The organism is Massilia sp. CF038 (assembly GCF_900129765.1).
GTDB lineage: Bacteria > Pseudomonadota > Gammaproteobacteria > Burkholderiales > Burkholderiaceae_D > Telluria_A.
Window position 1 is genome coordinate 1,829,604 of the sequence record NZ_FQWU01000002.1, and the last position, 15,311, is coordinate 1,844,914.

A 15,311-nucleotide genomic window follows, 5' to 3' on the forward strand; every position below is an offset into this window, starting at 1 on the left:
GCTGCCGGCCCACAAGCATGCGCTGGGAAAATTGCCGTTCGTATAGAATTGGCATTTTTCGCAGCGGATGAGAAGCATGCAGAGCGCCCCGACAGTCGACCAGACCAGCTTCAAAAGAATACTTACACGCAACGTTGCCCTGCCCCTGGCCATCGGCGTGCTCAGCGCCATCATCTTTGCTGCCATCATTGGCTACCTGCTGTCGGTGCTGTCAACCGTGGAGCAGTCCGAACGCGTGATCCGCCATGCCAACGAGGCAAGCAAGCTGGCCGTGGACCAGGAAACCGGGGTGCGCGGCTACCTGCTGACGGGCGACGAAGTGTTTTTGTCGCCGTACAACCTGTCCATGGCCAAGTCGGACGCCACCATGCGCACCCTGTTCAAGATGAGCGAGGATGACCCGGCGCAGGTGGCCCGCCTGCACCAGATCGCCGGTCTGCAAGCCCAGTGGCAGCAGTACGCACGCGACACCATTGCCCTGCGCCGCACCAATGGCAATGTAGTGGAACAGGTGCGCAGCCAGCGCGGCAAGGTGCTGTTTGACGGCATCCGCGAGCAATTTGACGCTTACCTGGCTGCCGAGCAGCGCCGTCTGCTCGAGCGCAATGCCAGCGCCCAGAACACCACCCGCATGGGCGTGGCCATCTATCTGCTGGTGGCGCTGGCCATGGGCGCCATGCTGGCCTGGCACGGCCGGCGCGATCTGATGCGCCTGTCCGATACCTTTGGCGACGTCATCGCTCAGCAGCGCGCCCACAGCGAGGCGCTAGAGCGCGCCGCCTGGCAGCGCAGCGGCCAGACCGCTTTGGCTGAACGCAGCATTGGCCAGCAAGGCTTGCAACGCCTGGGCAGCGCCACCATCGAATTCATCGCCGAATACACGGGCGCGGCGGTCGGCATCATGTACGCGCGCGAGGAGGACGGCAGCTTGCGCCGCATTGCTGGCTATGGCGCCGGTCCTGCCGGCGGACACAGTGTGCACGACGAGAGCGACAGCCAGTCCCTGGTGGGCCAGGCGTTCAAGTCCAAGCGCGCGCTGGTGCAGGGCGAGCTGCCCGAGCATTATCTGAAAGTCAGCTCGGGCCTGGGCCAGGCATCGCCGCGCCACCTGGTGCTGGTCGCCACCGACAACGACAACAGCCCGAACGGCGTGATCGAACTGGGCTTCCTGCAGTTGCCGCCGCCGCGCACCATCGAGTTCCTGGAGCTGGTGGCGCCAAACGTGGGGCGCGCGCTGGAAGGGGCAATGGCGCGTCGGCGCCTGCAGGACGCACTGGCCGAAACCCAGCAGCTCAACGAGGAACTCCAGGTGCAGCAGGAAGAACTGCGCACCGCCAACGAGGAACTGGAAGAGCAGTCGCGCGTACTGGAAGAATCGCAAACCATCCTGGAAAACCAGAAGGCCGAACTGGAGCAGACCAACGAACAGCTGGCCGACCAGGCCAATGCACTGGACCAGAAAAACGCCGCCCTGGGCGTGGTCCAGGCCGAGCTGGAAGAACGCGCGCTGGACCTGCAGCGCGCCAGCAAATACAAATCCGAATTTTTGGCCAATATGTCGCACGAGCTGCGCACACCCCTTAACAGCTCGCTGATCCTGGCCAAGCTGCTGTCGGAAAACGGCAAGGGCAATCTGGAGCCGGAGCAGATCCAGTTCGCCAACACCATTTACGCCGCTGGCAATGACCTGCTCAATCTGATCAACGACATTCTCGATATTTCGAAGGTCGAAGCGGGCAAGCTCGAACTGGCGCCGGAAACCATCGCCCTGGCCGCGCTGGCAGAATCGATGCAAACCATGTTCGGACCGCTGGCCAGCCAGAAACGGCTGGTGTTGACCGCTGCCGCCGTGCCTTCCGCCCCGCCCACCATTTATACCGATGGCCAGCGCCTGCAGCAGATTCTCAAGAACCTGCTGTCAAACGCCATCAAGTTCACCGACGACGGCCAGGTTTCACTGACGGTGGAAGGCCGCGCCGATGGCAGCATCGCGTTTGCCGTGCGTGACTCGGGCATCGGCATCGCAGCCGATCAGCAGGCGATCATCTTTGAAGCCTTCCGCCAGGCCGACGGCACCACCAGCCGGCGCTATGGCGGCACCGGGCTTGGCCTGTCCATTTCGCGCGACCTGGCGGCCCTGCTGGGCGGCACCATCGAAGTGAGCAGCACGCCCGGCAAGGGCAGCGTGTTCACCCTGCTGCTGCCGGCCACGCTGGCGCTTGACCTGGCCATCGCGCCGGCGCCCACGCCCGCGCCGGCGCCCGCGCAAGCGCGCCCGGCCAGCGCGCCGCAAACCGTGTCTGTGCCTTTCCCGGACGACCGCCAACGGGCCGCGTCAAACGAACGCACAGTCCTGGTGATCGAAGACGACGTCGAATTTGCCCGCATCCTGTTCGATCTGGCGCACGAAATGCAGTACCGCTGCCTGGTGGCGCACAGCGCGGCCGAAGGCTTGCAAGTGGCCAGCGACCTGCAGCCGGACGCGATTTTGCTGGACCTGGGCCTGCCCGACAGTTCCGGTCTCGACGTGCTGCAAAAACTCAAGGACAACCCGGTGGCGCGCCATATCCCGGTGCATATCGTCTCGGCCAATGACCGCGCGGAAGCGGCGCTGCAGCTGGGCGCAATTGGCTACGTCATCAAGCCGGCCACGCGCGACCGTCTCAAGCAGGTGTTCCAGACGCTGGAAGGCAAATTCACCCAGAAGCTCAAGCACGTGCTGCTGGTGGAAGACGACGACCGCCAGCGTGAAAGCGTGGTCCAGCTGATTGGTGACGAGGATATCGAGATCACGGCCGTGCCGACCGGCGCCGAGGCGCTGGCATTGCTGCGCACCGCCATCTACGACTGCATGATCATTGACCTGAAGCTGCCGGACATGCAGGGCCACGAACTGCTGCGCACCATGGCGGCGGAAAAAATCGCCGCCTTCCCGCCAGTGATCGTGTACACCGGGCGCAGCCTGACCCGTGCCGAAGAAACCGAATTGCTGCGCTACTCGCGTTCGATCATCATCAAGGGCGCCCGCTCACCGGAACGCCTGCTGGACGAAGTGACCCTGTTCCTGCACCGGGTGGAATCACAGATGTCGGCCGAGCGCCAGAGCATGCTCAAGACAGCGCGCAGCCGCGACCGCGTGTTTGACGGACGCCGCATCCTGCTGGTGGATGACGACGTGCGCAATATCTTCTCGCTCACCAGCGCTTTGGAACAAAAAGGCATCATCGTGGAAGTGGGGCGCGACGGCTTTGAAGCGCTGGCCAAGCTGGACCAGGTGGCCGATATCGACCTGGTACTGATGGATGTCATGATGCCGGGGATGGACGGCCTGGAAGCGACCCGGCGCCTGCGGGAAAATCCGCGCTTTGCCAAGCTGCCCGTGATTGCCATCACCGCCAAGGCGATGAAGGACGACCAGGAACAGTGCATGAAGGCTGGTGCCTCCGACTATCTGGCCAAGCCGATCGATCTTGACCGTCTGTACTCGCTGCTGCGCGTGTGGCTGCCCAGCGTGGAGCGCCTGTAATGACCAATCCGGACAGCGCAACGATCGAGCTGCGCATGCTGATGGAGGCCATCTACCTCAAGTACAGCTACGACTTCCGTGACTACTCGGGTGCATCGCAAAAGCGGCGTGTGCTGCATGCGCTGCACCAGATGGATTGCGCCACCATCTCCGAGCTGCAGGCGCGCGTGCTGCACGATCCGGAAGCGTTCATGCAGCTGCTGCAGTTCCTGACCATTCCAACCAGCGAGATGTTCCGCGATCCCAGCTATTTCCTGGCGCTGCGCGAACACGTGGTGCCGCATCTGCACACTTACGCCTCGCTGAAGATCTGGATTGCCGGCTGCAGCACGGGCGAGGAAGTGTATTCGATGGCCATCATGCTCAAGGAAGAAGGCTTGCTCGAGCGCTCGATCATCTACGCCACCGATATCAACCCGCATTCGCTGGAGCGCGCGCGCAAGGGGGTGTACCCGCTCGAGCGCATGCGCGCCTATACCGCCAGCTACCAGATGGCAGGTGGAGAAGCGGCCTTTTCGGACTACTTCACGGCCGCCTACGACAGCGCCCTGTTCGACCGCAGCCTGATCGAGAACGTCAGCTTCGCCGACCACAGCCTAGCCACCGACAGCGTGTTTTCCGAGACCCAGCTGGTGTGCTGCCGCAACGTGCTGATCTACTTCAACCGCAAGCTGCAGGACCGTGCGCTTGGCCTGTTCCGCGAGTCGCTCTGCCATCGTGGCTTTCTGGGCCTGGGCAGCAAGGAGAGCATCGACTTCTCCGCCTACGCCGGCGCCTTCGAGCCGCTCGTCAAGGCCGAGCGCATTTACCGCAAAGGCGCCAAATGACGGGCCCCAAGCGTACCCGCGTGGAAGCGCTGGTGATCGGCGCCTCCGCTGGTGGCATCGACGCCTTGCTGCGTCTGTTGCCTGGCCTGCCGGCGCGGCCCGCGTTCCCGGTGGTGATCGTGCTGCACTTGCCGGACGACCGCGAAAGCCGTCTGGCCGACGTATTTCGCCAGCATCTGCCGCAGCCTGTCTGGCAGGCAGAAGACAAGGCCACGCTCACGCCCGGGAACATCTACTTTGCGCCGCCCGGCTATCATCTGTCGATCGAGGCCGACCGCAGCTTTTCACTCAGCCAGGAAGAACCGGTGCACTTTTCGCGCCCGGCCATCGACATCCTGATGGAGTCGGCGGCGGACGTGTATGGGCCGAACCTGTGCGGCATGCTGCTCACTGGCGCCAGCCATGACGGCGCCGCCGGCCTGGCCCGGATTGGCGCTGCCGGCGGCCTGAGCATCGTGCAGCATCCCGACGACGCTGAAATAACAACCATGCCTGCGGCCGCACTGCGTGCGCGCAAGCCCGACCACATTCTCGCGCTCGCACAGATGCGCGATCTGCTGGCCACACTGGAGACCATGTGATGGGAACGCACCAGCACACCACCAAGCTCCTGATCGTCGACGACCTTCCGGAAAACCTGCTCGCACTGTCAAAGATCATCGAACAGGAAGACCGCATCATTTACCAGGCGTCGTCGGGCGAACAAGCGCTCGCGCTGCTGCTCGAGCATGATTTTGCGATGGCCATCGTCGACGTGATGATGCCGGAAATGGACGGCTTTGAACTGGCAGAGCTCATGCGCGGCACCGAGCGCACGCGCAATGTGCCGATCATTTTTGTCAGCGCCGCGGGCAAGGAACTCAATCACGCGTTCAAGGGGTACGAGACGGGGGCGGTCGACTTCCTGCACAAGCCGCTCGATATCGCCGCGGTCAAAAGCAAGGTCAATGTCTTTGTCTCGCTGTGCCAGCAGCGCATTGAAGTCAAGCGCCAGGTCGAAGCGCTGGAAGAGAGCCGGCGCGAGCTGCGCGCCACCCAGGCCGAGCTCGAGCGCGCAGTGCAGATGCGCGACGACTTCATGTCGATGGTGGCGCACGAACTACGCACCCCGCTCAACACCCTGTTCCTGGAAACCCAGTTGCGCGACATCCAGCTCAACAAGGGCAATCTGAGCGCCTTCAGCGAGGAAAACCTGCGCAAGATGGTCGCGCGCGACGGTCGCCAGATCCAGAGCATGATCCGGCTGATCAACGACATGGTCGACGTCTCGCGCATCCGCAGCGGCAAGCTGTCGATCCGGCCGGCGCAGACCGAATTGTCGGCCCTGCTCGAGCGCATCGTCAACGACCTGGCGCAGCGCACCGAAGCAGCCGGCACCACCATTGCGCTGGACGCGCCGAGCGCAGTGACGGGCGTGTGGGACGAATTCCGGGTCGAGCAGATCATCATCAACCTGCTGACCAATGCACTGCGCTACGGCGGCAGCAAGCCGGTCACGATTTCGCTGTCGATGTGCGCAAACAGCGCCGAGATCGTGGTGCGCGACCAGGGCGTGGGCATTTCGCCCGAAGACCAGCTGCGCATCTTCAAACCGTTCGAACGGGCGGGCACCAAGGAAGTGCGCGAGGGGCTGGGACTGGGCCTGTACATTGCACGCCAGCTGGCCGAGTCGCATGGCGGCACGCTGGAAGTGGAGAGCGCGCCGGACCAGGGCGCGGCGTTCAAGCTCACGCTGCCGCTGAACGATGCTGGCTGAGCGTCGTTAAATTACGCGCCAAAGCACGCTGCCATTCTGCAGCGTGCACCTTGTTCCACACCAGCCATACCTGTTCGGTGCAGCGAAACGCGCAATCGTCGACCTGAATGCGCACCAGATCCGGGTCGTCCAGGGCAAAGTCCGGTAAATAGGCCAGCGCCTCGCCGCGCTTCACAAAGCCGAGCAAGAGCTGCAGATCGTCGGTCCAGTAGCGAATGCGACGCGGCAGCTGATCGTCGCGCCAGCCGTCTGAACGCGTACCGCGCTGTACCCCGCAAAACAGCGATCGTGGCGGGCACGCAAAGTCGTGCGTCAGCACTGTCGCACTGTTGGCCCGCACGGCACCGTTTTTTGTGCGCCGCCCGGTCAGCAGCGGGTGCGATAGTCCGGCCACCAACTGCAAACTCAGCTCCCCCAGCGACGTCGCCTCCCATTCGGCAGACCAGAGTTGCGCACGTCCTTCGATGGCGGCGCTGGTGACCAGGGCCGCGTTGATGTCGCCCCGCGCCAGCGCCGCCAGTGCGTCATCCTCGAACATCGCCTGCAGGCGCAAGCTCGCGTCCGGCCAGGCGCGCAAGGCATCGCCGGCCGCACGGCCATGGCGCCACAGCAGCAGCGCTGGTCCACCGAGACGGCAATCGAAGGCGCTGCGCTGTCCCATCAGGTCGGCGCGCGCCTGGTCGGCCAGCGCCAGCAAGGCGCGCGCACTCTCCAGCAGCCGCCGGCCGGCCTCGTTGAGCACCAGCTGTTTGGCGGTGCGGTCGAACAGCACCGTGTCCAGGCTGTCCTCCAGGCGCCGCAGCGCCTTTGATACGGCCGATGGTGTCAAATGCAGCTCGAGCGCGGCCGCCGCCAGCGATGGCTGGCGCGCAGCGGTGGCAAATACCCGCAAATCGCTCAGGTTCATGATGTCCAATCAAGACGCAAAACATGATTATATGTTGCTTTACGCGACCGAACGATCGCCGTAGCATGGGCGCCTTGCCCACGAATGCAGCTCCTCACAATGGCCATCACCCAGCAACAATGGATTTATGCGCAGCGCCCGCAAGGCACGGTCGGCCCGTCGCATTACCAACTGCATACCCAGCCGCTCGACACCAGCCTGGCGCCAGGCGAAGTCCTGATTGCAGCGCGCTACTTCAGCGTCGACCCCTACATGCGCATCGGCCAGTCGGCCAAGGCCACTTACGATCCGCAGCCCCACCCGCTTGGCGTGGTCCAGCAAGGCGGCGTGGTGGCTCAGGTGCTCGCCTCGAAGGCCAGCGCGTTCGCGTCGGGTGACTGGGTACACTGTTACACGGGCTGGCAAACCCACGCCCGCGTAGCGGCAGCTGAACTCACACTGCTCGATTCCACGGTGGCGCCGGTGACCACCGCGCTGGGCGTATTGGGCATGCCAGGACGGACCGCCTGGTTTGGTCTGACCGAAGCGGGCCGGCCGCACGCGGGCGAAGTCGTGGTGGTGTCGGGCGCGGCGGGTGCAGTCGGCTCGCTGGTGCTGCAATTCGCCAAACGGCACGGCGCGCGCGTGCTGGGCATTGCCGGCGGCGCTGCGAAATGCGCATGGCTGCGCGATACGCTCGGTGCCGACTGGGCCATCGACTACCGTGATCATGCGGATCCAGATTCCATGGGCGCGGCGATCAAGGCGCTCACTGGCGGTGTCGATGTCTACTTCGACAACGTCGGCGGCATGGTCACCGATGCCGTGCTCCCGCTGATCAACCGGCGCGCGCGCATTGTCATCTGCGGCCAGATCAGCCAGTACAGCGGCGGTCTCGATACGCCGCCGCCGGGGCCGCGCCTGCTGCACCATATGCTGTATCAGCGCGCCACCATGCAGGGCATCCTGGCGCGCGACTATGTGCACCGCATGGACGAAATGACGCGCATCGTCGCGCCATGGGTACGCGCGGGCGAGATCGTGTTCGAGGAAAGCATCATCGATGGCTTCGACCAGCTGCCATCGGCGCTCAATGCGCTGTTCACAGGTGAGCATCGCGGCAAACTGCTGGTGAAGGCATGACATGAAAAAACTGATTCTGCTTGTCCTGTGTGTTCTGTTGACGCCGTTTTCCCGCGCGGCCGGGCCGACCTACGGGCAGCACGGCATGGTGCTGTTTGGCGGCAGCGGCGGGCTGTACGCGTCGCACCTGCCGATGTTTCACGCACCGCATGACTATCAGGTCATTCTGCGCATCCGCCTGGCCGACCCGGCGCTCGATGCGCAGCTGCGGCGCCGCCTGGCCGCCAGGGTCGCATTGTGGACCCTGGCACCGGAGCCGTTCGAGATTGACCGCCTCGCGCCCGCCCATGCACAAGCGCTGACCGCCTTCAAGGCCGATATCGTGCAGGGCCACTTCGAACAAGGCGGCGTCACCCGCCATGCGGCAGCCGCTGTGATCGTCGAACAGGTGCTGCTGTTTCGCCAGCTCGATGCCACGCACAGGCGCAGCAAGAACGCGCGCTACCTGCAGGTCGGTCAAGGCGCTGAACGGTTCCTGGTCAAACAGATCGACAGCCGTCCCGATATTGATCACATCGTTGCGATCCGGGCGCGCCCGGGCACGTCCACAGACGCGCTGGTGGTGCCGAAAGCAGGCCTGTCGCAGCCGTCCAGCCGGCAGCTTGCCCATGCCCTGCCAGGGTCAAAAATCCGCGGCACGGTCTACTTCTATACCGAGGACCTGAAATAAGCTGCAAAAGTCATGTAATCTGTCGGTATTTATCCTACACCCCGACGTCTCATGAAGAAAATCGCTTTCTCCGGCACGCTAGATCCCATCACCAACGGCCATATGTGGGTGATCCAGGAAGCGCGCGAACTGGCCGATGAAGTCATCATTTTCATCTCCGAAAATCCGGCCAAGAAGCCGCAGTTCCCGGCCATCAAGCGCAAAGAGATCGTCGAGCGCAGCATTGCCGCCGTGGGCTGGACCAACGTCAGTGTGATCCTGGTGCGGGGCGACTACACGGCGCGCGCAGCCAAACGCCAAGGCATCGACTTCCTGATCCGCGGCATTCGCAATACCTCCGATTTCGACTACGAAAACCTGATCCAGCAAATCAACGTCGATGTGGTGGGCGGCGCCAAGACCCTGTTCGTGATGCCGCCGCGCGACCTGGGTTCGGTCAGCTCCAGCTTCGTGCGCGGCCTGCAAGGGCCGGTGGGCTGGCACTGGACGACCAAACGCTTCATGCCCGCCCCGGCTTACCAGGAATGGATCCTGGACTGGCTGCGCAAGGACTGGAACACCCTGTGGCCGGCCGAACAAGCTGGTACTGCCGAGTGGTTCGACAAACTGACCGGCAGCGCCGCCTACGGCTCGCCCAAGCGGCCGTACCACAACCTCGACCATCTGGTGCACGGCCTGACCGAAATCGGCGTCTGGGCAGCCAACAACGGCGCGCCGGCCGCCGATGTCATCACTCTTAAAAAGGCCTTCTGGTTCCATGATGCCGTATATGGCGGCAGCAAGGATGGGCAAACCAACGAAGAACAAAGCGCGCAGCTGTGGCTCGCGTCCAGGCTCGATAGCGGTGACGCGGCCGACGCTCCGGCAGCGCTGATCCGCGCCACCGACCACTCGCGCGCGCGCACCAGTGCGCACCGCCTGCAGGATGTGATGCTGGGCGTGGACCTGGCGATTCTGGGCCAGCCGGACGACGTCTACGATGCGTACAGCCGCTCGGTACGCGAGGAGTACAGCCACATCGACGACGCCGGCTACCGCGCGGGACGCGCCAATATTCTCCAGCACTTCAAGCGCAGCGCGCATGAGGGGACGCTGTTTGTCGATCCCTGGTTCTCGGACATGTACACGGCGCAGGCGCTGGAGAACATCGGCCGCGAGCTGGCTGGGCTTTAGCGATGAGGACCGCAGCCGGCATGAAATTTGAGGGGAAAAAGCTCGCGCAGGCCCTCAACAGACTTATCGTGCTATTCGTTCTGCTGATCGTTGGATTCTGCGCAAACGCTTACGCATCCATGTATTTTTCCGCCTGGTTTTTTACACCAGCCGCGCCGCGGCCATATGGTGAGATGATTTCCGCGGCTGTGGTGGGCGCGCTTGCTGCCGCGACGCTCGTCACGCTGCCAATGGTGAAGGTTTATGGGCGCGGCGCCTGGGTTGCGGCATTGGCAATCTCCTCGCCCATCATCTATTTGCGTGGGCATGAGCTCATTTACTTCTTCGACAAAAATCAGCCCCGCATCATGACCATGTCGGCGCTGGAACTGTTGATCTATCCGTCGCTGCTGCTCGTTGGCGTCTGGATCACCTCCCCCGCACGGCAAGCCCGCTAGCAGATCGCCCGCGGGGCTACAATCGCCATCGCCAGTCCGGCCGGTTGCAAAGTCCGCTACATGCGAGGCCGTGACGGCTGCATCGCACTGGAATCACCGCATCGCACTAATACCACCACATCGCACTCGCGCAGGCGGGTGCCCATACCACCTCTGATAACACGTGCTATAGGCACCCGCCTGCGCGAGTGCGATGTGGTGGCTGCAGTGCGATGTGGTGGCTGCAGTGCGATGTGGTGGCTGCAGTGCGATGCGGTGGTTGCCGTGCGATTTGCGGCTTGCCGCAGCAGTCGTAAAAAAAACCGCGCAACCTTGCGGTGCGCGGCTTTTTTAATCGCGGCAGACTTTAACCTGCCGCTGCCTTTTTCGCTGGCGCCTTCTTCGCCGCCGCTTTTTTAGCCGGCGCTTTTTTGGCCGCGGCCTTCTTGGCTGGCGCCTTTTTCGCGGCCGCTTTCTTGGCCGGCGCAGCTGCGGTTTCGTCACCCTCTTCGTCCTTCACCGGCGCGGCCTTGGTCTTGGCACCCGGCTTGGCCTTGCGTTCTTCGAACTCGAAGCTAATCTTGCCATCCTTGCCCTTGACCAGGAAGGCCTTGAACGGGCGGCGCGTGCGCTGCGACACAAAGCCCGGCATCAAGTCGGTCTTGCCGTCATTGAGCAGCTTGACCATTTGCTCGGGCAAAATCTCCTGCTGCAAGATGATGCGGCCGCTGCGGAAGTCGCAGGTCTTGGGCTTGGCGACACTGTGCTCGCACACATAAGCCAGGCCCATTTCGTACACGCCGCCCGCGCATTTCGGGCACGGACCGAGCGGGGTCTGGCCGGTGAAGTCGACGCCTTCACCATCTTCACCACCATCGTCGTTCTGACCGAAGTCGAACTCCAGCTTCATGTTCTTGATGTCTTCATCACGCACGATGCGCAGAATCGCCGCAAACGGACGGCCCATCTTGGAACGGAAGCCCTGCATCGGACCGATCGTCTTGTTGGCCAGCAGTTCTTCCACTTCCGCGATCTCGAACTGGCGGCTACCCGGCGTTTTGCTCATGTTGAACTCGCACTTGGTGCAAGCGAAGCGGCGGTAGTTTTCCTTGACGACGCCACCGCAATTCGGACATGGGGTCTTGAGCGTGGCATAGTCGCCGGGGATCGTGTCGTTGTTGTATTCCTTGGCGCGCTTGACGATGATCTGGGTCATCTTCTCGATCTCGCGCATGAATTCTTCACGCGAGATTTTGCCCTTCTCCATCTGCGACAGCTTGTATTCCCACTCGCCCGTCAGTTCCGGCGCGGTCAGCTCGTTCACGCCCAGGCCACGCAAGAGCGTCATCAGTTGCGATGCTTTGGCAGTCGGCATCAACTCACGCCCTTCGCGCAGCAGGTAACGCTCGCCCAGCAAGCCTTCAATGATGGCAGCGCGCGTGGCTGGCGTGCCCAGGCCTTTGCCGGCCATGGCGTCGCGCAGTTCGTCGTCGTCAATCAGTTTGCCGGCGCCTTCCATGGCCGACAGCAGCGTTGCTTCGGTATAGCGCGCAGGCGGCTTGGTGACCAGGCCATTGGCCGTGACCTTGTCGGTGTGGACCTTCTCGCCCTTGGCCACCGGGACCAGATTGCCGCCGGTGTTGTCGTCCTTGTCGGCGTCGGTTGACGCTTCCTTGCCGTAGATCGCCAGCCAGCCCGGATTGGTCATGACCTTGCCTTCGGTCTTGAACTGGTGACCCGACACTTCGGTGTAACGGGTGGTGACCTGGAATTCCGCAGGCGGGAAGAACACCGCCATGAAGCGGCGCGTCACCAGGTCGTACAGCTTTTGTTCCGGCTCCGACAAATTCTTCGGCGCCAGCGTGGTCGGGATGATCGCGAAGTGGTCCGAGATCTTGGTATTGTCGAAGATGCGTTTGTTCGGCTTGACCCAGCCCTTGTCAGTGATCTGCTTGGCGAACTGGTGGTAGTTATTGTTCTCGGCCAGGCTCACCATCGTCTCTTTGACGGTGTTGATGTAGTCTTCCGGCAGATGGCGCGAATCGGTACGCGGGTAGGTCAGCACCTTGTGCTTTTCGTACAGCGCTTGCGCCAGGCCCAGCGTGTTCTTGGCCGAGAAGCCGAAGCGGCCGTTGGCTTCACGCTGCAAACTGGTCAGGTCGAACAGGGCCGGCGCCATCGAGGTGGTCGGCTTCGATTCTTCGGTCACAATGCCGGGACGGCCCTTGCAGGCCAGCGCGATCGAATCGGCGGCGGCCTTGCTCCACAGGCGCTCGGCGCGCTTTTCGGGATCGGTTTCGTCCTTCTTGAACGACTGGTCGAGCCAGCGCCCTTCGTACACGCCGGCGGCGCACACGAATTCGGCGCGCACTTCCCAGTAGTCGCGCGGGATGAAGCGTTTGATCTTGTCTTCGCGTTCCACCACGATCGACAGGGTCGGGGTCTGCACCCGGCCCACGGTGGTCAGATAGAAGCCGCCTTCTTTCGAGTTGAACGCGGTCATGGCGCGGGTGCCGTTGATGCCGATCAGCCAGTCCGCTTCGGAACGGCAGCGCGCGGCGTCAGCCAGCGGCAGCATCTCTTCGTCGCTGCGCAACTGGTTGAAGCCTTCGCGAATCGCGCCCGGCGTCATCGATTGCAGCCACAGGCGTTTGACGGGCTGTTTGGCCTTGGCGTTTTGCGCGATCAGGCGGAAGATCAATTCCCCTTCGCGCCCCGCATCGCATGCGTTGATCAGCTGGCTGACGTCTTTACGCTTGATCAGCTTGTTGAGCACCTTCAGGCGCGCCTCGGTCTTGGCGATCGGGTTCAGCGCAAAGTATGGCGGAATCATCGGCAGGTGCGCAAAGCTCCATTTGCCGCGCTTGACGTCGTGTTCTTCGGGCACCGCGATTTCCAGCAGGTGGCCGACCGCCGAGGACAGGACATACTCGTCGGATTCGAAGTACTCATCGTGCTTGGTGAAGCCGCCCAGCGTCTTGGCGATATCGTTCGCGACGGAGGGCTTCTCGGCGATGATGAGGGTTTTTGTCATATGGTTTCTCGTCGTACTTTATATGGGGTTCGGCAGGCGCATCATACATGCTCGGCCGCAGGCACCGATCTTTTGTCGTCCTGATACACGAATTGTAACAATCCAACTCGCGGCCAATGATAAGCGCGTTGCCAGCCAATCTGCAAGGGGACGCTGCATGTGAAAGCACAAAAGCGCCTGATCAGGCGCAGTTATTGCATTTTGGAATCTATTACTGGGGAATCAATGCAGCAAGCGGGGGGCCTGTTCGTCGTCGGAACCAAACAGGTCATCAAACATCAACGCGTCGGGCTCCTTGCCCTGGCTCCAGAGCAGCATGAGCACGATGATCTTCAGGCGGCCCAGTCCGACGGGCGATTCTTCCAGCGCCAGCGCCCGTTCCACCACGATTTCGCGCTGCACGGGCGAAAGCACCTTGGCGCTTTCGAGGAACTGGATGAAACCAATGGCTGCCGTACCGAGGGCGTCGACTTCCTGCTCCACGTAGAAGCGGGTGCCGGAGGAAGAAAACGCCGCGCTGGGCTCGGCCCCGGCCATTTCGGTCAGGTCGGTCAGCCAGACAATGGCTTCCGAAATTTCGACATCGTCGAAACCGACTGCCGACAACTTGCGCGCCAGCGCGGCCGGCTCAGGGCAGGCATCCGGGCGGTAATAAGTTTCGTAGAGGTAGACAAGGATATCGAACATGGTGCTACTTTATCAGCTAAGCTCATCCGCGCACAAGGGCCGCACGTCCTGCCTCAACGATTGACTCTCTGGAACAATCCGCCAGGCAATCGTTCGACCTTTCCGGCCAGTTCCAGGGCCATCAAGGCGGCCAGCAGCTCGCCAGGCGGCATGTCCACGACTTCGGCCAGCATATCGCCATGCAGCGGACCGTGTCCCATGTTCTCCAGCAGGGCTGCGTGGGGCGATTCCAGTACGGGCCCTGGCAAGGGCGCGGGGACATTCGCCGTCACCAGCGGCAACAGGGCCAATGCTTGCATCAACTCGGGCACGGTTTCAATCAGGCGCGCGCCTGAGCGGATCAGCTTGTGGCACCCCTTTGCCAGCGGCGCATGGATGGATCCGGGAATGGCGAACACATCCCTGCCCTGCTCGACGGCAACGTGCGCCGTGATCAGGGAGCCGGACTCGGCAGCGGCTTCAACCACCAGCACGCCGCACGACAGCCCGCTGATAAGACGATTGCGGCGGGGGAAATTGGCCGGCAGCGCCGCTGTACCCAGGGCATATTCACTGAGAATGCAGCCAGCCTCGGCAATGCGGTGCGCCAGCTCGCGGTTGCGCCGCGGATAAATGCGGTCCACACCCGTGCCCACCACGGCAACAGTCGACCCAGGTCCGCGCAAGGCACCTTCGTGGGCGGCACTATCGATGCCCAGGGCCATGCCGGAGACAATCGTCAAGCCTGCCTGGCTCAATGCCTGGGCGAAGGCCGTGGCGGTGGCCCGGCCTTGCACAGTAGCATTGCGGCTGCCCACAATGGCCAGCGCCGGCCCGGCCAGCAGGGCAAGGTCGCCCTTGGCGTACAGAAGCAAGGGCGGGTCGTCAATTTTGCGCAGCAAAGACGGGTAGGCAGGGTGATCCGGGGTAAGCACATGGTTGCCGGCCATGCTGCGCCAGGCCAGGATGGCATCGAGGCTGCGGGCCTGGGCCGCGTCAGGCGGGGTTAACAGGGCGCGCGCTGGCGCATCAGCAATATGCTCGCGCAAGGCTGCATGGCTGGCGGAAAAGATGGCTTGGGGGGAAGTGAAATGTTCCAACAACCTGTTGGCGGTGAGGCACCCCACACCCGGGGTCTGCTCCAGACGGAGCCAGGCAACCAGGGATGGATCCTGGCTGACTGCGGGTGTGGGGTCCGTGTCTTGCACGGCGAT

General features: G+C 63.0%; 12 protein-coding genes. 8 read left to right on the forward strand and 4 right to left on the reverse strand.

Annotated elements, in window-relative coordinates; translation table 11 throughout:
• Window positions 1-76: 76 nt before the first annotated feature.
• The 4 genes from BUC24_RS18735 to BUC24_RS18750 are packed head-to-tail and all read left to right on the forward strand — an operon-like array spanning window position 77 to window position 6,109.
• Window positions 77-3,526 carry a response regulator gene (locus BUC24_RS18735; protein WP_073219667.1) on the forward strand — a complete coding sequence of 1,150 codons (3,450 nt, stop codon included), beginning with the start codon at window positions 77-79 and terminating at the stop codon, window positions 3,524-3,526.
• Window positions 3,526-4,353 (forward strand): CheR family methyltransferase, encoded by an 828-nt coding sequence (locus BUC24_RS18740; RefSeq protein ID WP_073219670.1) that lies wholly within the window; start codon window positions 3,526-3,528, stop codon window positions 4,351-4,353. The genes BUC24_RS18735 and BUC24_RS18740 overlap by 1 nt, the downstream gene beginning before the upstream one ends.
• Window positions 4,350-4,934 (forward strand): chemotaxis protein CheB, encoded by a 585-nt coding sequence (locus BUC24_RS18745; protein WP_073219675.1) that lies wholly within the window; start codon window positions 4,350-4,352, stop codon window positions 4,932-4,934. The genes BUC24_RS18740 and BUC24_RS18745 overlap by 4 nt, the downstream gene beginning before the upstream one ends.
• Window positions 4,934-6,109 carry a hybrid sensor histidine kinase/response regulator gene (locus tag BUC24_RS18750; RefSeq protein WP_073219678.1) on the forward strand — a complete coding sequence of 392 codons (1,176 nt, stop codon included), beginning with the start codon at window positions 4,934-4,936 and terminating at the stop codon, window positions 6,107-6,109. The genes BUC24_RS18745 and BUC24_RS18750 overlap by 1 nt, the downstream gene beginning before the upstream one ends.
• Here BUC24_RS18750 and BUC24_RS18755 read toward each other — a convergent pair.
• A complete protein-coding gene (locus BUC24_RS18755) occupies window positions 6,081-7,016 on the reverse strand; it encodes a LysR family transcriptional regulator (RefSeq protein ID WP_073220362.1) in 936 nt (311 codons plus the stop codon). The two genes, BUC24_RS18750 and BUC24_RS18755, sit on opposite strands and share 29 nt — an antisense overlap.
• Before the next feature lie 84 nt (window positions 7,017-7,100).
• Between BUC24_RS18755 and BUC24_RS18760 the strand changes: the two genes are divergently transcribed.
• From BUC24_RS18760 to BUC24_RS18775, 4 genes are read left to right on the forward strand one after another with little or no spacing between them, the layout of a single operon-like run.
• Window positions 7,101-8,138 (forward strand): NADP-dependent oxidoreductase, encoded by a 1,038-nt coding sequence (locus tag BUC24_RS18760; RefSeq protein ID WP_229448288.1) that lies wholly within the window; start codon window positions 7,101-7,103, stop codon window positions 8,136-8,138.
• A 1-nt stretch (window position 8,139) separates the two neighbouring features.
• The gene (locus BUC24_RS18765; protein ID WP_073219684.1) at window positions 8,140-8,808 is read left to right on the forward strand and encodes a hypothetical protein; all 669 of its coding nucleotides are present in this window, start codon (window positions 8,140-8,142) and stop codon (window positions 8,806-8,808) included.
• A gap of 51 nt (window positions 8,809-8,859) precedes the next feature.
• The gene (gene coaD / locus BUC24_RS18770) at window positions 8,860-9,981 is read left to right on the forward strand and encodes a pantetheine-phosphate adenylyltransferase (RefSeq protein WP_073219687.1); all 1,122 of its coding nucleotides are present in this window, start codon (window positions 8,860-8,862) and stop codon (window positions 9,979-9,981) included.
• Between the two features lie 20 nt (window positions 9,982-10,001).
• The gene (locus BUC24_RS18775) at window positions 10,002-10,418 is read left to right on the forward strand and encodes a hypothetical protein (RefSeq protein ID WP_143167568.1); all 417 of its coding nucleotides are present in this window, start codon (window positions 10,002-10,004) and stop codon (window positions 10,416-10,418) included.
• Between the two features lie 346 nt (window positions 10,419-10,764).
• Here BUC24_RS18775 and BUC24_RS18780 read toward each other — a convergent pair whose 3' ends face one another.
• From BUC24_RS18780 to dprA, 3 genes are all read right to left on the reverse strand, one after another.
• Window positions 10,765-13,431 (reverse strand): DNA topoisomerase III, encoded by a 2,667-nt coding sequence (locus BUC24_RS18780; protein ID WP_073219693.1) that lies wholly within the window; start codon window positions 13,429-13,431, stop codon window positions 10,765-10,767.
• A gap of 222 nt (window positions 13,432-13,653) precedes the next feature.
• On the reverse strand, window positions 13,654-14,118 hold the full coding sequence (locus BUC24_RS18785; RefSeq protein ID WP_073219696.1) for a Smg family protein: 465 nt from the start codon (window positions 14,116-14,118) through the stop codon (window positions 13,654-13,656).
• Window positions 14,119-14,171: 53 nt separating this feature from the next.
• Window positions 14,172-15,305, reverse strand: a complete 1,134-nt coding sequence (gene dprA / locus BUC24_RS18790) for a DNA-processing protein DprA (protein ID WP_073219699.1) — start codon at window positions 15,303-15,305, stop codon at window positions 14,172-14,174.
• Window positions 15,306-15,311 lie beyond the last annotated feature (6 nt).